General features: G+C 50.9%; 17 protein-coding genes. 6 read left to right on the forward strand and 11 right to left on the reverse strand.

From position 1 onward, the window contains the following. Positions 1–67: 67 nt before the first annotated feature. Both SPIRS_RS20765 and fusA read right to left on the reverse strand, forming a co-directional pair. Positions 68–769 carry a hypothetical protein gene (locus SPIRS_RS20765; protein ID WP_013256661.1) on the reverse strand — a complete coding sequence of 234 codons (702 nt, stop codon included), beginning with the start codon at positions 767–769 and terminating at the stop codon, positions 68–70. Positions 770–829: 60 nt separating this feature from the next. Then, positions 830–2920: an elongation factor G gene (fusA, locus tag SPIRS_RS20770; protein WP_013256662.1), complete on the reverse strand. Its 2091-nt coding sequence runs from the start codon at positions 2918–2920 to the stop codon at positions 830–832. A gap of 207 nt (positions 2921–3127) precedes the next feature. Between fusA and SPIRS_RS20775 the strand changes: the two genes are divergently transcribed. The 5 genes from SPIRS_RS20775 to SPIRS_RS20795 are packed head-to-tail and all read left to right on the forward strand — an operon-like array spanning position 3128 to position 8249. Continuing rightward, on the forward strand, positions 3128–3931 hold the full coding sequence (locus SPIRS_RS20775) for a DUF72 domain-containing protein (RefSeq protein WP_013256663.1): 804 nt from the start codon (positions 3128–3130) through the stop codon (positions 3929–3931). Then, positions 3891–4325 (forward strand): GAF domain-containing protein, encoded by a 435-nt coding sequence (locus tag SPIRS_RS20780; RefSeq protein ID WP_013256664.1) that lies wholly within the window; start codon positions 3891–3893, stop codon positions 4323–4325. The genes SPIRS_RS20775 and SPIRS_RS20780 overlap by 41 nt, the downstream gene beginning before the upstream one ends. Next, positions 4322–6925 carry a HEAT repeat domain-containing protein gene (locus SPIRS_RS20785; RefSeq protein WP_013256665.1) on the forward strand — a complete coding sequence of 868 codons (2604 nt, stop codon included), beginning with the start codon at positions 4322–4324 and terminating at the stop codon, positions 6923–6925. Before SPIRS_RS20780 ends, SPIRS_RS20785 begins: the two co-directional genes overlap by 4 nt. Before the next feature lie 5 nt (positions 6926–6930). Then, the gene (locus SPIRS_RS20790; RefSeq protein ID WP_013256666.1) at positions 6931–7524 is read left to right on the forward strand and encodes a DUF4230 domain-containing protein; all 594 of its coding nucleotides are present in this window, start codon (positions 6931–6933) and stop codon (positions 7522–7524) included. After that, the gene (locus tag SPIRS_RS20795; protein WP_013256667.1) at positions 7521–8249 is read left to right on the forward strand and encodes a DUF4230 domain-containing protein; all 729 of its coding nucleotides are present in this window, start codon (positions 7521–7523) and stop codon (positions 8247–8249) included. Before SPIRS_RS20790 ends, SPIRS_RS20795 begins: the two co-directional genes overlap by 4 nt. Here the strand turns inward: SPIRS_RS20795 and SPIRS_RS20800 are convergent. From SPIRS_RS20800 to SPIRS_RS20825, 6 genes are all read right to left on the reverse strand, one after another. Further along, positions 8216–10624: a response regulator gene (locus SPIRS_RS20800; protein WP_013256668.1), complete on the reverse strand. Its 2409-nt coding sequence runs from the start codon at positions 10622–10624 to the stop codon at positions 8216–8218. The two genes, SPIRS_RS20795 and SPIRS_RS20800, sit on opposite strands and share 34 nt — an antisense overlap. Positions 10625–10632: 8 nt before the next feature. Continuing rightward, positions 10633–11904: a response regulator gene (locus tag SPIRS_RS20805; protein ID WP_013256669.1), complete on the reverse strand. Its 1272-nt coding sequence runs from the start codon at positions 11902–11904 to the stop codon at positions 10633–10635. A gap of 135 nt (positions 11905–12039) precedes the next feature. Further along, positions 12040–12531: an adenosine-specific kinase gene (locus SPIRS_RS20810; RefSeq protein WP_013256670.1), complete on the reverse strand. Its 492-nt coding sequence runs from the start codon at positions 12529–12531 to the stop codon at positions 12040–12042. Continuing rightward, on the reverse strand, positions 12531–14252 hold the full coding sequence (gene pheT, locus SPIRS_RS20815) for a phenylalanine--tRNA ligase subunit beta (protein WP_013256671.1): 1722 nt from the start codon (positions 14250–14252) through the stop codon (positions 12531–12533). Before pheT ends, SPIRS_RS20810 begins: the two co-directional genes overlap by 1 nt. Positions 14253–14254: 2 nt before the next feature. Next, the gene (pheS, locus tag SPIRS_RS20820; RefSeq protein ID WP_013256672.1) at positions 14255–15796 is read right to left on the reverse strand and encodes a phenylalanine--tRNA ligase subunit alpha; all 1542 of its coding nucleotides are present in this window, start codon (positions 15794–15796) and stop codon (positions 14255–14257) included. 98 nt (positions 15797–15894) lie between these two features. Further along, on the reverse strand, positions 15895–17169 hold the full coding sequence (locus SPIRS_RS20825) for a M24 family metallopeptidase (RefSeq protein ID WP_013256673.1): 1275 nt from the start codon (positions 17167–17169) through the stop codon (positions 15895–15897). Positions 17170–17210: 41 nt separating this feature from the next. Between SPIRS_RS20825 and SPIRS_RS20830 the strand changes: the two genes are divergently transcribed. After that, positions 17211–18527 (forward strand): amidohydrolase, encoded by a 1317-nt coding sequence (locus SPIRS_RS20830; protein WP_013256674.1) that lies wholly within the window; start codon positions 17211–17213, stop codon positions 18525–18527. Positions 18528–18536: 9 nt separating this feature from the next. Here SPIRS_RS20830 and SPIRS_RS20835 read toward each other — a convergent pair whose 3' ends face one another. The 3 genes from SPIRS_RS20835 to SPIRS_RS20845 form a co-directional block, all read right to left on the reverse strand. Further along, positions 18537–19361: a purine-nucleoside phosphorylase gene (locus SPIRS_RS20835; protein ID WP_013256675.1), complete on the reverse strand. Its 825-nt coding sequence runs from the start codon at positions 19359–19361 to the stop codon at positions 18537–18539. A 69-nt stretch (positions 19362–19430) separates the two neighbouring features. Then, a complete protein-coding gene (locus tag SPIRS_RS20840) occupies positions 19431–20489 on the reverse strand; it encodes a BMP family lipoprotein (RefSeq protein WP_013256676.1) in 1059 nt (352 codons plus the stop codon). Positions 20490–20566: 77 nt separating this feature from the next. Next, positions 20567–21514, reverse strand: a complete 948-nt coding sequence (locus SPIRS_RS20845) for an ABC transporter permease (protein WP_013256677.1) — start codon at positions 21512–21514, stop codon at positions 20567–20569. Between the last annotated feature and the right edge of the window lie 3 nt (positions 21515–21517).

Here is a 21517-nt window from a genome sequence, read left to right on the forward strand (position 1 = left end):
CAAGAAAAAGCCCGCTCTTCCAGCCGGAAGAGCGGGCTTTCATTGCATTGTTAGAAAAGTATTATACTTACTCGGCAATGAGAAGCGTCTTTGGATCAAGACTAAGCTGAAGATCCTTAACACCAATCTCGTCATGATTTTTTGCCACTTCCAGGTGTACATACTCACCCTCATAGCGGAGATTGATCAGAACATCGATGGCATCGAGATATGGTTCTACATCAACAGGGATACCCTGAGCATTGAATTTCGGCTGCTCACCTTTAAGGCTTGCCGAGTACCATACCTCAATCTGCATCTCTTTTGCAAAAGCAGAAACCTTCTGAAACCGTTCCAAGGTACCATGTTCAAAATCATAGCCGTCAACAATGATGGAGTCGGCAGGGAAATGACCTTCGGTGATCATTGCCTTAATGCTTCCAAGGATCTGTTCGGTCGTTGTTCCCGCAAAACTGAAATTCATGATGACTCGATTTTTGATAATCTCGTCATGTATGCGCTGAACCTCTTCCAGGTCACGCTTCTTTGCGATTTCGCGAAAAATGTCTTCGTACCAATTAATGATGTGATCTACGTTTCCCGCAAAAGAAACATGTAGGACGCGTCGGTCTCGAAGCAGTTTATCCACGGCAATATGGGTCAGACACGCAGTCTTGCCCACACCCTTCTTGCTGGCGACAACACCAATGTTGCCCTTGCCCACTCCACCTTGAATCGATTTCTCGAACACTCGGAGGGGACTACGGTCGATAAGTTCTTTCTTCACCATATGAATAACTTCTCCTTATTCCTGATTATACTACGACAACCGGCAGATCGCGAGGCCGGACTATTTTCCGGCCTCTTTTTTCCGCTTTTCCTCGTACGTCTTAATCAGTTCGTCGGAGATACTCTGAGGAACCTTTCCGTATTTGAGGAATTCCATGGTAAACTCGGCCTTACCCTGAGTCAGAGAACGAAGAGTCGTCGAATACCCGAACATCTCACTTAAGGGGACTTCGGCTTCAACCTGACAGAAAAGGCCCTCCTCCACAGAGGCAACAATCATACCTCGACGCTGGTTGATACTGGCGAAGATATTCCCCTGAAACTCGGTGGGCCCCTCCACACTAACCTTCATGATCGGCTCCATGATAACCGGCTTCGCCTTGTGGTATACCTCACGGAAAGCTCCGATGGCCGCGGCCTGGAAGGCCATATCGGAGGAGTCCACGGAATGGCTCTGCCCATCGTTTATCGTTACCCGAACGCCTACGACAGGGAAACCGATAAGGCTTCCTTTGGTCAATGCGGACTTGAATCCCTTATCAACGGCAGGAATGTATTCGGTCGGAATAGATCCACCCTTGATTTCGTTGACAAACTCGTAGTTACCTTCTGCCAAAGGCTCGACAAAACCTGCAACACGACCGTACTGACCGGAACCACCGGTCTGCTTTTTGTGCGTATAGTTGAAATCGGCCCGCTGGCTGATTGTCTCACGGTAAGCAACCTGGGGCATACCAGTCTCAACTTCGGCACCATACTCACGCTTCATTCGTTCGATATAGACATCGAGGTGAAGCTCTCCCATTCCCTTGATGATGGTCTGATTGGATTCGGGATCAACATAGGTCTGGAAGGTAGGATCTTCCTTGGTAAATCGGTTGAGAGCCTTTGCCATGTTGTCGGCGGCTTTTTTATCTTTTGGCGTAATGGCGAGGCTGATAACAGGCTCAGGAACGAACATACTGGTCATAGACCAGTTATTGCCGTCTCCGGTAAAGGTATCACCGCTGGCACAATCGATACCGAAAAGAGCGGCAATCTCACCGGAATGGGCATCGTTAATATCTTCCATATGATCGGCATGCATCTTAATCAGACGACCAACCTTGAACTTCTTTCGGCTTCGGATATTGTAAAGCTCGTCACCCTTCTTGATGCTTCCCTGGTAGATACGGATGTAGGTAAGCTGACCGTACTGACCGTCCTCAAGCTTGAATGCAAGGGCAACGGTAGGTAGATCATCCCCCGCTTCCAAAGGAATTTCAGCCTCATCATGGTCAAGGTCGAGAGCAATATTGTTTACCTCGGTGGGATTCGGCAGGTAGGCAAGTACCGCATTGAGCAGGGGCTGTACACCCTTATTCTTATAAGCCGATCCCATAAACACTGGAGTAAGCTCGAGGCTAAGGGTTCCCCTTCTGATTGCATCCCGAATCAGCTCTTCGGTTACCTTCTCTTCCATGATCGCTTCCATCAGATCATCGCTGAACATGGAAACCGCATCGAGCATCTCTTCCCGCTTCTCCTCTGCCTCAGCCTTCAGCTCATCGGGAATATCCCGTTCGACCATATCATCCCCGGAAGGACCTTCGAAGTAGAGAGCCTTCATGGTCACAAGGTCGACAACTCCCTCAAGCTTGTCTTCCAGACCAATGGGAATCTGCATCAAAACGGCGTTGTGGCCAAGCTTTTCAACAAGCTGCTTTTTTACCTTGTAGGGATTTGCACCGGTACGGTCGCACTTATTGATAAAGGCGATCCGCGGGACATTGTAACGCTTCATCTGGCGGTCAACGGTGATAGATTGAGACTGGACACCTCCGACGGAACAGAGTACCAAAATGGCTCCGTCGAGCACCCGCAGGGCCCGTTCTACCTCAATAGTGAAGTCCACGTGTCCCGGAGTATCGATAATGTTGATCGGATGGCCTTTCCATTCAACATGCGTAGCTGCGGACGCAATGGTAATTCCTCGTTCTCGTTCGAGCTCCATGGAGTCCATGGTCGCTCCGACACCATCCTTTCCGCGTACCTCGTGGATTGCGTGTATTCGCTTGCAGTAGTAGAGGATACGTTCGGTCAGGGTGGTCTTTCCGGAATCGATATGCGCACTGATACCGATATTCCTCATCTTGGTGATGTCATAGCTCATAGTTCTTCAACCCTCTCCCTATAATATCGAGTTAGCCCCAACCTTTTGGTTGAAGACTATCATTTCACATGATACAATTACTGTCAGTGGTCTCTGCGGTTTTTCTCAGTCCGCTCAGGGACGGTAGTGTAGCTGAAATATCCATTATGTTCAATCCCGCCGGGCACTTAACGTGAAGGGTTCTCATAGATTTCTTACAATATAGAGATGCATTACATTGGAACAAGCGGTTATTCATACTCAGACTGGATCGGGCCTTTCTATCCCAAAGGGATGAAATCCAGCGATTTTCTTTCCTGGTATGCCCGATTCTTCTCCTTTACCGAGATCAACTTTACCTACTATCGCATGCCGGAGGAAAACATCTTTGCCTCGATGCTTGCTTCGGTTCCGAAAGGCTTTCTCTTTAGCGTAAAGGCCCATGCATCGCTGACTCATCAAAGAACGAAAGAGTGGAAGGATCATTGCAAACAATTTCAAACAGCCCTCGTTCCCCTGGTACAAGCCGATGCCCTTGCCGGAGTATTGCTCCAATTCCCTTTTAGTTTTCACTACACTCCCGAAAATCGCTTTTATCTCGATGCCCTTCTTGGAGAACTACACACCACCCCCTGCTTTGTCGAGTTTCGCAATACCGACTGGCAGATCGAAAGGGTCTTTGAGGGGCTCAAACGGCGCAACTGCGGGCTTGTCGTTACCGACGCCCCACAGTTACAGGGTGCTCCCCGGTATTGCCCGGAAATCACTAGTCAAGATGCGTATTTTCGCTTTCATGGGCGAAATAGTGTAACATGGTGGACAGGAGACAACGCCACCCGGTATGATTATCGCTATTCGGAAAAAGAACTTTTCCTGCTTGCGGAGGGGGTATTGGCGACAGGAAAAAGGGCTCGCAACGTTTTTACCGCCTTCAACAACCATAAAGATGGGCAGGCACCTGACAATGCCGAAAAGTTTCAGGAGATACTACATGGAAGGTCCCAGGGAAAAAAGACCGAACCGGTTTCGTAAGCTTATCGAACATATTTCCAGCTGCACCGGTTACGATCGGCTTGCCTATTACAGTTTCTCGGGAAAAGAGAAAGAAATACTTTACCGTGAGTGCTGGAGAGGAAGCGGTGCATGTCCCGAGGCAACCCGAGTCGATCCGGAGCTGTACGATTTTCTGAAGGAAAGCGGACGGTCGGTGGTTGCAAACAGCAGAGAAGAAACGCCGCTGCCCGGACTTTTCCTTGACGAAACAGCCGAAAGTGTCCTGGCCGTACCCGTTCCTGAGGCAGGAAAAGAGGGGCCGAAGGGGATATTTTTCCTGTTCTCGGCGGCACCCTACGCCTTTTCCGGTACCATGATCCAAACTATTGAGGAGCTGATATCCCGTATGCTGCTGTTGGAGGAAGAACCATGAACACCCCGTTCTCATTTTTGCAGGAGATCCCTATGTGGCTGCTTGTTGTAGATGCAAGTGTTGTCGCCATACTCCTATTGATGATTATTGTTACCTTGATCACGTTCCTTCGGTTGAGGAAGTCGATCCGGCAGGCTGTCGAAAGTTGGCATCGTTATCGCGAGAAGCGCCCTTGCAGACTTTCTGTGGCCGTATTGGAACTTTTCGGCAGAACATTGGAAAAACGAAGCATGGAAAGCGGTGTCAACCTTTTTCAGATATTCGGCTTGGAAAAACGCATGATCGGACGTATCTCGGTAGAAGGGAAGCAAAAAGCTCCACACAAGCGGGTTTCCCGTACCGATATTCGAAGAGCCCTCGCCTTTTTCCCGGACCAGGCGCTTTTCCCCATATTTCTCCTGGCTCAGAAGAGACGGAAGGTCGCCCTTGAGCTGGAAAGCTGGCTGGAAGGTGCCGGAGAACTTTTTGTCTTGAGAAGGCTTGCCATTAGCTCCGGCGGCACCGACTTTGACGGAAAGCAAGCCTTACGACTTTTGGAATCACATACGGAGGAGATATGGGCCCTTGCCGAGGACCCTGATTATCGGGCTCGCTTATTTGCACTACGGATAGCAGCCGCCGGTCATCAGGAACAGGATCGATTGGTCGTTCACAAGGCATTCTCCGATGAGCATCCGGAGATACGTATTGCGACGATTAGGCTCTACATTCCGGAAGAGGAAGAACGGGACGCTTTCTACAAACATCTCATAGAGGTAATGAAAGAAGACCCCAATCACCAGGTAAGAATCACAGCGTCAGGACGTCTCTACAAAGAGTTTCCCGATGCGAAGCTTCCGGAAGCAGAGACACTGAACACCATAGAAGCGATCAGGATTGCCGAACTACTCAATCCCGACAGAAGCGAAGATCAAAATCTCGCTTTCAAATTTCTTCTCTCGGATGACCCGGAGCTTTCCCTGATCGCGGCACGATTTCTCGATGCTTGCGGTGCATTTTCCCGACTTTTTATGGCTGCTGACTCAGGAGATGAGGACGGGATGCGACGTATTGAAAAGCTGCTTCGCAAAGGGGCCATATCCCACTGCTTCGGCTATCTCAACGTCTTGTCCCAACAGACACCACTATCTACCGCTTCGCTTGTGCTCGCTTCAAGGCTGCTTTTACGGGAGGGAGCACGGCCTCTCATAGGTGCCCTCCTCAAACGGTTTTCCGCCCTTCCGAAAGAAAAACAGCAAAGCTCTGAGGGACGGGAAATAGTGCTGAACACCCTGGAAGCGGCAACAAAACGGGGGGATGAGGAAGCAATGAAGATGGCGGCACACATGCTCCTCACCCATCCCTACGATGAAGCGCTGCAGCGAACAATTATTGAAAATATATCCCGCTCCTATGCGGATCTTTTTATTGAAGCGCTGTTGGAACTTTTGAAAAATCCGGATTATCAAGAAGAAGCGTTGTTAATCTCGAAGTTTGCCGAACTCCCTGCCGATCTTTCGGTTCATGCCCTTCTCGATTTGGTACGGTTGCCAGGGGAGGTCCCGCTGATTGGTCGGAAACGGGCGATAAAAGTCCTTCTTAGAAAGGGAGAAAGGGCGGGAATACAGGGGATTCTCGAAGAAATGCCGCTTATGGAACTTAATGAAGCGGCAGAGTGCGCCGGGTGGCTTGAACAGTTTATACCGACCGGTCTCGAAGAACGACTGGCCGCTATTTTTTCGTGCAATGACGGCCCCTTGCGGGCAAGGATGATCGCAGCGATCCCAAGCTCGCTTATCAAGCGCTTTAACGAGGCAATCACAGAGGCCTTGGACGACCCCGATCCTGAGGTACGAAAAGCCGCTGCCATCGCTCTTTTCGATCAGAAAAAGAAAAAGGTGATGGCCCTTTTACACGACCCCGTCCCCCAGGTCAGGGAAACGGTTGCGGCCCTGGCAGGGAGGACAATCACAAGCCTTGAAGAGCTGAAAGAGCTTGTTATGGATCCCAACGAAGTGGCATCGGTCAAACAGGCTGCCCTCAAGGGGATCGCATCGGCGGGGGATAAAGAGGCGGCCGACTTTCTACTTGCTGTTTTGGAAAAGGAGCTTGAGATTGAGGAAGAAATCATTGATGCGGCCGCAGGATTCGACAAAGGAAGCGAATTCGAACCCTTTGTACGACGTTTGGAAACCGCTCCCGATGACCTACGAGAAAAGATTCTGAAGGTGCTGATCGCTTCCGGTGAACGGGGAGAAGCCGCTTTACTTTCCCTTCTTGAAGAACCGGTTCCCCTCCGTGACAGTGCGGCGGCAGCCCTCGAGGCGATAGGAACCGTGGAACGAACCATGCGCCGACTCTCTGCACGGAACCCGGATATCCGTCTCGAAGCGGCACAGTTGCTTTCCAGAATAGGAACAAACGGGGCATACCGAGGCATCGTTCTCGCAGTCAAGGATCCATCCGAAAAGGTCAGAGTCGAAGCAACGAAGGCGCTTCAAGCATTGAAAGATCAACGCGGTCTAACCGTCCTCGAACATCTCACTCGTGATCCTGTTCCACGAGTTCGCAGATATGCAAGGTGGGCGAAAGAACGACTTAAAGCGGAGGCTCTGAATTAGACGAAATGAAGCAAAAAAGTGTCTTTACCAGCATCCTGTTCCTGTTGCCGTTTTTACTTCCGGGGTGTCGCATGCCCCCTTCGCAAAAGCTCTCTCCCGACATCGTCGAATCCCGAATTCGCACTGTTTTCGAACTTCCCCTCTATGAACAACTTTATCACGACATCGTGTATGTCGGAGAAGAGGCGCGCTTTTTCGGAATCAAACACATCGACACCAAACTTTTATTTAGTATCGATATCAGAATTCAGGCAGGAATCGATCTCCTAAAAGAAATATCGGTTCTCCCTGCGCAGGATGGATCGCTCGTAGTTTTGCTGCCCGAACCGGAAATCCTTTTGGTGGATGCCGACGAATCGACTATTCGGGAATATTTTCTCAAGGAACACGGTAAGGCGATAAGCCGCCTCGACTATTATGACGAAATTGAGAAAGGTAAAGATCGAGTCCGCCAAGAAGCAATCGAACGGGGAATCATCGAAAAAAGTAAAGAGCTGGCACGCGATGCCGTCGGCGGCCTCTTTGCGTCCGATGCAGATCGAAAGATAAACGTCCGTTTCCGCTCTCAAGCCGGGGAAGGAAAAGGAGAAAAGCTGTGAGGCACTTGAAAAAAACCATCCTAAAAGCCGGCACGCTTCTTTTTCTACTTTTCATCTTCATTGCCGGGGGCTATCTGCTTGCCGCTCGTCTGGATATCACCTTTCGGCTCCCCTTTTTTAGTCATCAGCGAGAAGCCGATTCCAAGGTCGTACTCTCCGAAAGCAGGGAAATCCTCCGGCTCGCAACAGTGGAGTATCTATATAAATCCGTTTTCCCGTATGATTTCATTCCCGAGGGTACCGATTTCCGAAAGCTCTTCTCCTCCCTCTTTCGCAACGAAAAGTTGACCGAGGAGGAACAAGCACTGATCGACCTCTACCGGCTCTGCGCGGAGATCGGCATCGATCTCAACATGGAACAGTACACCTTTGCCGTCATTACCACCAGGGTGAAGGGTGGCTTCGACCTTTCCCAAAAAGGTATCGGCATAGAAGAGACGGACGGAGAAGGACCGGGGAAACACAATGTCACCATCACTCTGCCCAAGCCGATCATAACCGAGTGTGTGGTGGAAGATGAAACCAGCGACCGCTATCCCTACCCCGATATACAGGCAGGCCCGGCAGCCTGGAAAGAAATTACCTCGATGGCACAAAGAGCAATCAGAAAGCGGGTTATAGAAGAGGGAATCCTTGAAGAAGCGCAACAGAGGGGGAAAGCCTATCTCGAGCCTCTTTTCTCCCAGGCAGGTTACGACAAGATTTCCTTCCGCACGTACGACTGAAACCGAGCATAGGCATCGTCAAGCTTTTCAAGCAATGGAGGGAAAAGCTCGACGTTTCCATCAGCCGCAGCAGATTCGAGGGCGGCTGCGGCATTTCCCAGAGGTTTTGCGCTAAGGTTGAGTGATCCACCCTTTAATCCATGTGCATAGCCTCGAACCGCCTCGGCATCTTCACGTGCAACAACTTCATGGAGTAGGAGGATTTGTTCTGCCAACTTATCGAGAAAGGAGGCAAGCACCTTACGCAGGATCTCTTCCTTGCCCATAAAGGTGTCGAGGGCGTCATTCCAATCCAATACGATCTCTTCGGACGAAAGCGAAGAATTTATCTCCTCCTCAGAGCTAAAACGATCATCACGAGCACCCAGCCATCGATCGAGAACGGGAATCAAATCACGTTTTTTAAAGGGCTTAACAAGGAATCCGCTCATACCGACATTACGGCATCGCTCTTCTTCTCCCCGTAGAGCGCTCGCCGTAACGGCAACGATCGGGGTATCGATTCCCGAAGAACGTATCGCACTGGTAGCCTCATAGCCATTCATCTCCGGCATCTGAACATCCATAAAGATCAAATCATAACGACGGCCATGGGTCGCTTGCACGGCCTCTTTTCCATTCGAAGCCAAATCAACTTCGTGCCCAAAGCTTTCGAGGATGGTCTTGAAAAGCTGCTGATTGACCTCATGATCTTCTGCAACCAGGATGATACTACCGGTCAGTTCTTCTACGAGATCAACGGCATCTCCATCCGAGAGCTCTTCCAAACGCTCAAGTTCCTCGGCCTCATCCTCAGAAGCCTCCTTCTCGTCGTCACCGAGAAAGCATTTCACCATCTCGCGAAAGAGGCGACTCTTGCGAATAGGTTTTGAAAGGTAGCCATGATACCAATGCAATAGTTTCATTTTTGCTTCGTCGCCGCTCTTACCCGAAGGGCTCATCAGGAAGAGACGAATTCCCCGCAGGCTCTCGTCGGAATTAACCTCGCTGGCAAATTGCCAGCCGTCCATACCCGGCATCATCTGATCGACAATGCAAAGGGTAAAGCCATTGCCTTCGGCGGCCTGACTACGGAGTACATCGAGGGCCGCAGGACCATTCGATGAACATTCGATACTGCATCCCCATTCGGACAGATAGGCGCAAACCGCCTCCCGTACCGAGGGCGTATCGTCAACCACCAGTACCTTGGCCGAAAAATAACCGGGAGGCAGGGTATGATAAAAGCTCTCCTCCTCCTGAAGGCCGAATACGGCGGTAAACCAGAAATTGGAGCCGACACTTTCCCTGCTTTCGACACCGATCCGACCGCCCATCATCTCGGAGAGATTCTTGCTAATCGAAAGGCCAAGCCCTGTTCCGCCATATTTTCTTGTGGTTGAACTATCCACTTGGGTAAAAACCCGAAAAAGATTTTGAACCTTTTCCTCGGCTATGCCGATCCCGGTGTCACGAACTTGAAAGCGAAGCCTCACCTTCCCGTCAGAGCGATCATCAAGAGAAATCCGAAGCTCAACCTCACCTTTTTCGGTAAATTTCACTGCGTTATTAAAAAGGTTGACAATAATCTGCCGCAGCCTGATGGGATCCCCCAAAAGAAGATGCGGTACATCGTTCTCGATATAGACAATGGTTTCCAGCCCCTTTTTGTGTGCCTCAAGAGAAACCATATCCACCGCATCTTCCGCCGTATCGTAAAGATCGAAGGTGATGGTTTCCAGTGAAAGTTTTCCCGCCTCGATCTTGGAAAAATCAAGAATATCGTTTATCAGGCTAAGGAGGACATCGGCACCAAATTGAATCTGCTCGGTATACTCCTGTTGTTCAGGGTCGAGGGCCGTCTCGGAAAGGAGTTCCGACATGCCGATGATGGTATGGATCGGCGTTCTAATCTCATGGCTCATATTTGCCAGGAATTCGCTCTTCGTTCTTGTCGCCCGTTCAGCCGCCTCCTGTGCCCGTTCAGAGGACTCCTTTGCCTCCCTGAGTTCCTGCTCATAGAGCTTGCGGAGGCTGATATCCTCGGCAAACACAACATATCGCTTTGCATCAGCCCCGACCGAATCCTTGGGACGAAGATTCGAGATATTCAGACGCCACCAGGAAACCGATCCGTCGTCTCGACGATAGCGCATCTCCTTTGCACCCGAGCCACTAACGCTTGCGGCAATTTCATCGAGGTAATCAAGAAACCGTTCATCGGTCCACTCCTCAAGAAAAGAAGAAAATTTCGTAGAGGGTGGCAGCTCTGTTTTTCCGATGATATCGCAAAAAAGTTTGTTGGAAAAAAGGACCTCGTCGGAGGAAGAAAGTATGACAACTCCCACCGGCGCATCCATGAAGATCGAACTGAATATTCGTTCCTGGTCAGGCATATTCTTCGCTAAAATGAAGTGCTCAGCACTTCCGTCGCTTTTTTCAACAGCTGCTCGGGCTTCAAGGGTTTAATCAAATAACTCTTAATCCCAAAACCGACAGCCTTAACAATGGTCTCTTTTTTTGAGAGGGCCGAAAAGACGATGACCGGTATATCAAGCTTTTTTGTTTTCAAATATTCCAATACTTGAAAACCATTCACCTTCGGCATCATAAGATCAAGAAAGACCAGATCGAAGTTCTGATTTGGTTCGTCAAGCAAAAAGTCTTTGCCGTCTCCGTACACCTTGAGGTTCCAATTAGTCTCGGAAAAAACAGTCTTTACCAACTCCTGAATAATGAAATCATCATCAACGATTGCGACCGTTGCTTCACTCGCAAAAACGCCCCTTGGTTCCCTTTCTTCATCGTCCTTTATACGCTCTCCGGCGTCGTAGCGAAGCTGAATCGATTCATCCATCTCTTTTTTGGGTTTACTGCTGGTAAGCAATTTTTTCTGGGCAACCTCGTCATGGGCAATGGAATCGGCCTTAAGGCCGACCAGTTCGTCCATTGCATCTTCAAGACTGGAAAAGACCGAAATATCCTGATAATCGGTAGAACCTTGAACATAGCTCTTTATCCGATCGTTAGCCGTCAGGATCTTTATAAGCCGGGGATTGGGCTGTGCATATTGAAAAATAACATCGAGAAGCCGTTTAAGTTTAAAGATATGATCCTCGGGAAGTTCCACACTCGACATCATGAGCAGGACCTTGGGAACGACGACATCATACAATTCAAGCAGCTCGACAATCTTATATCCGAGCAATTCAACCTTTTCCGCATTGAGCCCTCTGGCAATCTCAATAAACAGAATATCTTCGTTGAAGTGGGCCTCGACCACACAGGGGCTTTTGTCCATCTCTATGCTCTGTCCGATAAGCAAACTGATGGTCTCCAGTAAGCCTTCCATTTTGACCGGTTTTGAAAAGATCTTTTTCACGTTCATACCGGCAAGCTCAAGCACATGCCCTCGGTCGATTTTGGGGGCAAGCATGATAACCGGAATATGCTCTATGTTCCGGTTTGTTTTCTTCTCTTTTAGAATCTCAATGCACCCTTTTCGAGAAAGATAGTAATCCATGACGACAAGGTCGGGTAGTTCGTTTCGCATTTTCACCCAACCATCAAGTCCATTGACACCGACAAGAACTTCTACCCCGTGGCTTTCTAATTTTTCTTTCAGATAGTTTCGAAAAAGTGTCGATTCATCAATAAGAAGTACCCGTTTTGCCATAGCTGCCCCCGTCTTTTTATAGATTATAAATCGAAACCTTCATAAATCAAGAAGAGAAAAAAACCGGAACGGCTGACAAGAGCCGATCCGGTCCGTTCTGTCATGAAACATCAAACACTGGAGGTCCGTCCGATTTCAACCTAATTTGTAGCCGATGGTCCTTAACAAGGATTTTCGATCAGCCTTGTCGCTGTCGCTCTCCACACCCTTTGGAGCAAAACCGTCGATGGCACCAATGATTCCGTTCCCCTGATCGGTTGAGGCAACCACCAGTTGGAGCTCATTAGCGGTAGCCGCAAAAAGGTGAACAACCTCGGGACAGGCCTTGATTCGGTCAAGTACATTGATGGGATAACAGTTTCGCAAAATAAGGAAAAAGGTATGACCGGCGGCGACCTTTTGAGCACAAGCGACAGCCTGATCTATGAGATCGGAATCGGTCCCCTCGGTCCGTATCAGACAGGGACCACTGGCCTCACAGAAGGCAAGGCCGTACTGAATACCGGGTACGGACGTGGCAAGAATCTCGGGGATATCCTCGATCGTCTTGATGAAATGACTCTGTCCGACAATAATGTTGCATCCATCCTCCCAGGAGAGATCAACCGCCTTGAGTGTAAGATCCATTACGCTTCTCCTTTTGCCGCTAAAAGCAGATCAAGATCTATTTCGCCCCCGGCACAGGGCATCTGAATTCCCCAGCTTTCGAGCACCACAGGATGAATTTCCCCAAACAGTCCAAGCTCCTTCCCGTCACTGAAGATTCGAGCACAGCGGCCTGAAATAAACCGGGGATCGTCCAGTTCCCTGAGGTCGTACTCCTTGGCAATGTAGTAGAAGATTGCGGAGATGTGGCTCAGTGCATCGTTGAACCCCGCCTCTCGGTCGCTGATGAGAAAGCCGAGGCAATTCTTGGTAACCGTCCCCGAATTATCCGTTTCGTCAAGCCGTGCAATTTTTCCCGTTTCAAAGATTTTGTGGGGATATACGGCATTTCCGCTCACCGATTCCGATTCCAGCATATTTGGAAGGATAGAGGCACGAACATATTCGTAGTTCTCGGTCATAGGGTTCGCGATACGAATATACTCTTTTCCCTCTACATGCATCTTTTCGATATAGTCTTTCCGGCTGCCAAGATAGTTGTACATCATTTCCTGATAACCAAGCCCGACCATGATATCCTTTATTCTGCGGGCAAAATGCTCCTCGGCAGAAAGACGGCCGATGGTATAGTCGGAAGGAAACACGGGAGGGAAGGTCGCGACCCCCCGCCCAATCATGACATCTTCTGCAACATCCGCAGGATGAAGAAAATCGTTGCGATACTCAGGGACACGAACCGTCAGCACGGGATCCTCGGAACTGTCGGAGGAAGCTGCAACGCCCATACGGGAAAGGGCTTCGATGCACTCCTGTGCCGAAAGGTCTTCACCGAGAAGCTTTTGAATATAAGAAACCTTAGCCTGGATCGGCTGCTGGAAATAGCGGGGAAAGACCACCTCGCGGCCGAAGGGGGTATCGTAGGGATAGACTACCTTGACCGGCAGGATCGTATAACCGGCATCGGCAAGGTCACAGGCGACGATCGAGGCCGTCAAAGCAAGGTCCTCCATAACGGTCCCGGTCAGTTCGACAAAGAGGTGGCCGTCACCGATCTTTACGGCACCGATCTCTGCGCTGTTGATGATAGGAGGGAAACTGAGTACCTTTTCGTCCTTATCCACAATAAAGGGGAAGAGACGATCGGCGGCGACAATATGGCCGAACTCCTTTCCCTTGGGGTGCTCGTTGAGAATTTGCCGAAGACTCATCTCCCGTTCTTCCTGAAGGGGAACAAATTTGGTTGTATCCGGATCGACTGCCTTATAGCGAATCGGATAGGCGAAAAGATCGCTGCGATAGACCCCCATGGCAATGGATTTTCTCTTTCGTCCGAAGTTCCAGCAGAGCTTTTCCTGGGTCTGAATCAGATCCTTGAGGGTCGCCTCATCCACCCCCTTACCGAAAATGGCAAAAGCTACGATAAAGGGGCGCGTTTCTTTGATGGCGGGATCCACTTCAACGATCCTGTCGCCATAGTCCTGCGGCTTGTCATCGGTGGAAAAAAAGGAATAGCTGGGAAGTTTTCCTGTTTCATAACAACAAAGCTGGCGTCCCAGCCCTGCGGTAGACCAAAGGTCGGGACGGTTGGTGTCGTTCAATTCGACCTTCAGGATCCCTTCATCGGGGTCGCTTCCGTCGAGTTCGGCCTTGGCACAGGGAAAAACCTCTTCAAGGCCCTGTTCTGTATAGCGTTTTCCGGCGAAACCATAGAGGGCGTCGGCGTATAGTTCAATCTTTGGCATCGCTATTTTCTCCTCCTAAGCCGTACATTCTCAATATTTGCGGTAAAAAGCTCCCGAAGATCGTTGAGCCCCAGATTCATGAGGGCCATACGATCAATCCCAAGCCCCCATGCAAGGACCGGAACATCGACACCCAAGGCTTTCGTCACCTCGGGACGGAAGATACCGCTTCCTCCAAGCTCAAACCAACCAAGCCGAGGATGTTTAATGTGAACCTCGATTGAGGGTTCGGTGAAAGGAAAGTATCCCGGAACATACTTGACCTCTTCGGCCCCGGCTACCTCTTCGGCAAACATCTTCAAAAGCCCGAGGAGGGTGCGCAAATTAACATCTTCACCAAGCATGATCCCTTCGGTTTGATAGAAATCGGCACCATGGGTCGCATCGACCTGATCGTAGCGGAAACAACGAACAATGCCGAAGTATTTTCCGGGAATCTTCGCCTTGGGAAGCTGTTTCGCAGAGAGAACCGTTCCCTGGCTTCTGAGAATCAGCCGACGGGTAAAATCCCGGTCAAAGGTGTAGCCCCAGCCGCGGCTGCCGCTCTTCCATCCGTTTTCATGGGTTGCCGCAACCTGATCCAGATAGGGCTGTTCTATTTCACGGGCCCGTTCGGGCTCGGCAACATAGTAGACATCATGGATATCCCTGGCGCTGTGAAACTGAGGCATAAAGAGGGCATCACCGTTCCAGAATTCGGTCTCAACCAGAGGACCATCAAACTCTTCAAAGCCGAGACTGATAAGCTTATCCTTGACCCACTGAAGGTACTCCGAATAGGGGTTTCTTCGACCGAGCAAGACACGCGTCGGTGTCGTGTTGAGGCTATATTCGCGGAAGTCGACATTCTTCCACTTTCCTGAGGAGAGAAGTTCAGGTGTCACCGAACCGATTTCCTCACCGGTGAGTCCTTCGGCTTCGATGACCTTCTTTGCTTCGGCACCGAGCTCCGTCAGCCGGTAGAGCACCTCTTCGCGTTCGCTGACCCTGAAGGGAGCCGCTGCAGCACCCCGCTTTTTACTGATCCCCTTCATTACCTCCAACTGCTCTTTCGAAAGTGAACGCTCTTCCAGGCGTTCCTCTTTTGCCCCGCTCTCCAGCAGCTTCCGTATCTGCCCCATTCTGGCCGAAGGCCCGTCGGCTACAAGCTCGACCCGCTTGCCTTCGCCCATGCGCAGGACCCCTTCCTTGCTCAACTGGCCAAAGGCGGAACCGACATCCCTGTTTTCAAGAGACAGCGATGAGGCAATGTCGGGCATGGTTTTTGCACCTTCCTTCGTCAGAAGGGTAAAAATCCGTTCTTCAGGGGTCCCTTCGGCGGCAAAACTGCGGCCGAGATCGGTTATTTCAAAAAAAGTCCTTGCGGTGCGGCTCGACTCTTCGATAAAACCGCGGCTGGAAAGCCAGCTAAAGGCCTGATTACATTGTCCCAGTTTGTAGTTGAGTTCCCGTACGATCCCGTCGGCGGAAATATCCTCGCCGAACCGGACAGATCGTAGCAACCTGATCTCCAGAGGGTGGAGACTCTTCACATCAATGTCCATGTATATTTCTCCTGGATAAACCGTGTCCCGATTATTGTAAAGAAGATCGCCGGAAAGTAAAAGCCCCGACCTTTTGCTTCCCAAACCCAAGTCCGTCTTTAGACCAGGATAGGCTCGGTTTGCCTTCCGTCGAAATAGACCACTTTTCCTCCGGTAAAGGCAGCGGTCTGTTCGAGAAAGGCATAGGCTTTTTGACCTTCCCACTCGGCTATCGGCAGGGCGGCATTCAGCTCGATCGCATAACAGGTGTCGTTATAAAGCGGGTAATCTCCCTTAACAGGGATGGTCTCCTGCTGATTATAGAGCCCGATGGTGGGGCCGGCTCCATGGCCGTGAAATCCTATGGGATGGGTGTATACCGTCGCCTCCATACCTGCGTCCTCTGCCGCTTTCAGGGTCGAGAGAAGGATTTCATTACCGCTTCTACCCGCAACAAAGCGATCGGTAAGGAGATCCTGGAGCCTGTTTCCCTCTTTGACGAGGCTGAGGATCCCTTCCGGTGCACAGGATTCCCCCTCTTTAAGAACGTAGGCCAACTTCTGGGTATCGGTGCAGAGCCCCAGATAACGCAGTCCTACATCACAATGGAGAAGATCTCCACCTTGGATGACAAGCCCCGAACGTTGGGGATCCTCCGAACCCCGTCGCTGAAGATCAACGGTAGGCATAAACCAGGCAGAAAGCCCGAGGGTTTCGATACGCTCCCTTATCCACCAGGCGATATCGTCTGTGGATGTGACGCCGGGGTGAACAAGGGCAGGACTGAAGGCTTCATCGATAATGCGGTGGGCAAGAGCAACAATTTTTCCGTAACGCTCAAGCTCAGGAGCGGTGCGAGTTTCCAGCCAAGCGACGGCAAGCGATTCGGCACTGGCAAGGGCATGAACCAATGCAATACCACCGGCCTTCTCCAGGGCCGCCTCAAGTCGACGAAAAAGTCCGACCGAAAGGCCGTCGCCAAAAGCGAACTCCTGGGAGACATTGATTCCGATTCGAGACGGAGAGCTCTTTTGCAATACCCCGGCAAGGGCATCCCACTGATCGATACCCGAGGCCTTCGACCAGGCAGGGCGATAATAGGGGGCCAGTTCCGGATAAGGAGGAGAGAAGGAGAGCCGCTCGAGGCTACCATCCTCTTTTCGGAGGAATAAGAGTATGGTCAGACGCCTGGCCGTCATCATAGGTTCGGGAAGGAAGGTCGGCAACAGAGGGCCTTCGTTATACTCCCGGGCAGCAACGATCCACGCGTCAAAGCCCTCCCGCTCCATCAAACGGGAAAGAAGATGTTCAAGCCGAAAGGCAAGGGTATCATTCCAGATTTCAGCCTGCCGACGGGAAGAAAGAATTGAAATATCACATCTCGGACGTATCATCTAAGGCTCCTTCTCGCTGAAGTATGATATGATATCATGCCATGAGAACACTGTACCATACCATTGATATTTTACTCACACCCAATGAGATGCTCCACAATAGTTCCATTCTTGTCGACGACACGAACATAGCTGCCGTCGGAAAAGCTGCGGAACAGGAGCCCACGGATCTGAAGGTCGATTGCAGCGGTAAACTTGCCATGCCTGCCCTGAAAAACGGTCATGCGCATTCTGCAATGACTCTCCTTCGCGGCTTTGCAGACGACATGAAACTCTATCCCTGGCTCAATGAGAAAATTTGGCCGACAGAGGCAAAACTTACCGGCGAAGATGTCTATCACGGGGTCCGCCTTGCCTGTCTGGAAATGATAAAGAGCGGAACAATCTTCTGCAATGATATGTACTTTTTCCTGCCGGAAGCGTGGCGGGCCTATCGGGAGATGGGAATAAAAGCGGCCGTGGGATCGGCAATCATCGATTTCTCCGATCCGAAAAAAGCCGAAGAAGCCCGTCGGCAAATCTTAGAAGAAGTCGACCGTTTTGGCCCCAAAGGCAACGAGGCCGATGAACGAAAGCGGGTCTCTCTGGCCATTGCACCCCACGCCATCTACACTGTCGGGGCCGACACCCTGCAATGGTGTGCAGAAAGAGCAAAGCAGGAGAATATTCCTTTTCACATCCATTTGGCGGAAAGCGAAAAAGAGGTCGCCAACTGCCTTGCCCAAACCGGTAAGCGGCCTGTCGCCTATCTCGACGAGCTTGGGGTACTCGATACAAACTGCATTGCCGCCCATGGGATTTGGGTAGATGAAGAGGACCTTGATATTCTCGCAGCCAGGGGTGTCACCATGGTGCACAATCCTGCAAGCAACATGAAAACATCGGCAGGTTCATGCTTTCCTTATCAGGAGTATCGGAGGCGCGGGATTCCCCTTATGATCGGAACCGACGGCTGTGCCAGCAACAATGCCCTCGACCTTTTCTCGGACGGCCGCCTTGCAGGGTTACTGCAGAAACATCACTTCGGAGACCCGACCCTCTTACCGGCCGAGGAGATAGTTGCTTTGATCACCGGGGGCGCGGCAACGCACGACGAGAAGATCGGCCCCTTCGGAAACCTGGGAGCCGAGATTCGTGCAGGGGCACCGGCAGATATCATTTTCCTCGATCTCACCGCTCCCCGAATGGCACCATTACACAATCCTATCAGCAATATCGCTTATGCAGCCGACGGAGCTTGCGTCGATACGGTCATGTGCGACGGATCGGTTCTTATGGCGGGAGGGAAAGTCCCCGGAGAAGAGGCCATCGTAGCCGCAGCGGCCGAAGCCGCTACAGCCCTTGTAGGTCGAAACTGAAAAGGGAGGTTATGGCCAGATCCGGATGATAGCGCGGACGAGGCTAAGGAACTTTTCTTTTACAAGCTCTCCGGTCTCCATCACCTCTTTATGGTTCAGGGGCTGAGGAAGGATTCCCGCCGCCATATTGCTGATACAGCTGATGCCGAGCACCTTCATCCCTGCATGGGCCGCGGTAATAACCTCGGGAACGGTGGACATACCCACGGCATCGGCTCCGAGGGTTCTGAGCATGCGAATCTCCGCGGGAGTTTCAAAGCTGGGCCCTCCCATAAAGGCATAAACCCCTTCCCGAAGATCGATGCCCTTCTCTGCGGCAACCCTTTTGGCAAGGTCCCGCAGCTTACGGGAATAGGCCTCGCTCATGTCGTTGAAACGGGGTCCAAGCTCGTCAACATTTTTTCCCCGCAACGGACTGTCGACGAAGAATTTTATGTGGTCGGTGATCAGCATAAGGTCTGCGGGATGAAAAGCCATATTGACCCCGCCTGCGGCATTGGTCACCAGAAGGTTCTCAATACCCATGACCTTCATCGCAAGGACCGGAAAGGTGACCTGGTCGAAGCCGTATCCCTCGTAAAAATGGAAGCGTCCCTGCATCACCAAAACCCGACGCCCCTCCAATTCACCAACGACAAGACGACCGGCATGGCCGGGAACCGTCGATACGGGGAATCCGGGTATATCCTTGTAATCAATTATAACGGGTCGTTCAATTTCATCTCCAAGAACCCCAAGCCCCGAACCAAGAATCAGACCAATTTCGGGAGGAGTACCGATCTTGGAAAGAATGAGTTCCACGGCTTTTTGGGCTGCCGCTAATCTTTCGCTCATGATAGCATTCTCCTTAGAAAAAAAAGGCCAGACGATATACGCCTGGCCGCAATATACAATTCCGAATCTTTAAAGGCCCAGTTCGGCACGGGTGGTCGCAATCTTGACCTTTCCGGCCTTCATATCCCCGATGGCCTTGGCAACGGCATCTTTCACTTCCTGAGGAACGACATCGTTGAACTGGTTGAAAGGGCTGATTCCAGTAGCGTCCTCTTCGATACCGAAGACCTTTGTTCCGCCCTGAAAGGTTCCGTCCTTTACCTCTTCGAGGGCAATATAGACGGACTCGGGGATTTTCTTAACGGCACTGGTAAGAACGGTATCGGGAGCCACAGAACTCTGATCAACATCAACACCGATGGCAAGGACGCCCCGCTCTTTTGCCGCCTGGATAGCACCGAGACCGGTAAGTCCTGCAGCATGGAAAACAATATCGGCACCCTGATCGATCATTGCAAGGGCAGCCTCTTTTCCCTTAGCCTGGTCCACAAAGGAACCGGTGGTAACAGAAAGAACCTTACAATCGGGGTTGACCGACTTCACTCCCTGGATAAAACCGACTTCATACTTCTCTACGGCAGGGATAAACATCCCAAGCACAACACCGACAACGTTTTTGTCGTTCAGCTTCGGAGAGGCTGAAGCGTACTGCTTTGTCATAAGACCAGCAACAACACCTGCGAGGTAACCGGACTCCTGCTCTTTATAGAGGATACCGAGGAAGTTTTCGGGGTCACCCTCGCTAGTACCGATATCGATTCCGGCAAAGTAGGTATTCGGATTCTGGACAGCTGCCTCTTTGACGGCCTGTTCCATCAGATAACCAACGGCAAACACAATACTAGCACCATCTTCGGCAAGACCGGCAAGATTTGGCACATAGTCGGTCTGCTGCTTTGATTCAACAACTCGGGCTTCAAAGCCGAGAGCCTCACCTCTCGTCAGGCCTTCGTAGGCTCCATCGTTGAAAGATTTATCACCGAGGCCTCCAACATCGGTGGCCATAGCCGCAATCAGCTGTCCACTATCTCCAGCAGCCGCGTTGTCTTGCTGACCACCGGCAAATACCATACCGACGGAAAGAAACAGTGCAATACCGATTGCAAGCATTTGAAAGCTCTTTTTCATTGTAACTCCTCCTGTTACGTTTTACGTTAGAACGTATAGTATAATCACTCTGCCGTACAGGCACAATGATTACCGATTCACTCTCCCGTCTTCTCGATCATAAAATCCTCTCCGTCAGCTTTCGGAGATCGGCTTTTCCTCACCAGCCCGGCAACGGCGATGACCGTCGCAAGATAGGGAAAGATAATGAAAAGCTCTTCGGGAATCGGCAAAAGCTTGAAAACCTGAAATCGAATTTGAAGCGCATCGGCAAAACCGAAAAAGAGCGAAGCAAGGAAAGCCCCAACGGGATTCCAGCTGCCGGAAATCATGGCAGCAAGAGCGATAAATCCCTTTCCGTTGCTCATTCCCTCGGTGAAGGAAACCCCGTTTTCAATGGAAAGAAAGGCACCGGCAAGCCCGGAAGTGAGACCGGAAATAAGCACGCCGAGATAACGCATCTTATAGACCGAGACACCGATGGTCTCAAGGGCAAGGGGATGTTCTCCTGCAGCCCGAATATGCAATCCGACCTTCGTCTTCTTCAGAAACCAGGTGAAAAGAATGACGAGAACGAAACTCATATAGACGATGGGCGTCTGGTTGAAAAGCGCAGGCCCCAATACGGGGATCTTGGACAAAAGGGGAATGGCGAACTGGTATTCGCCAAGCCCTTTGGGTATCGGGTCGGTGGTCCCGGGATGACCGAAAAAAAGGACCATGAAATAGCGGGTAATGCCGAAGGCAAGTACATTGAGAACGGCACCGGAAACCACATGTTCCAGGTGAAACGTAACCGTCGCCACCGCGTGAATCATGCTGTAAAGACCGCCGGCAAGCACACCGGCAAGAAGTCCCAGCCAAGGACTACCGGTATAATAGGCGACAACCGTTGCAAAAAAGGCACCGACGATCATGATGCCTTCCATGGCGATATTGACGATCCCCGACCGTTCGCAAATGGTTGCCCCGATGGCTGCCAGGGTAATCGGCGTAGAAAGGCGTATCATCGCAACAAGAAGATCGGTGTTAAATATTGCAAGCATCTG

Source organism: Sediminispirochaeta smaragdinae DSM 11293 (assembly GCF_000143985.1).
Classification (GTDB): Bacteria; Spirochaetota; Spirochaetia; order DSM-16054; family Sediminispirochaetaceae; genus Sediminispirochaeta; species Sediminispirochaeta smaragdinae.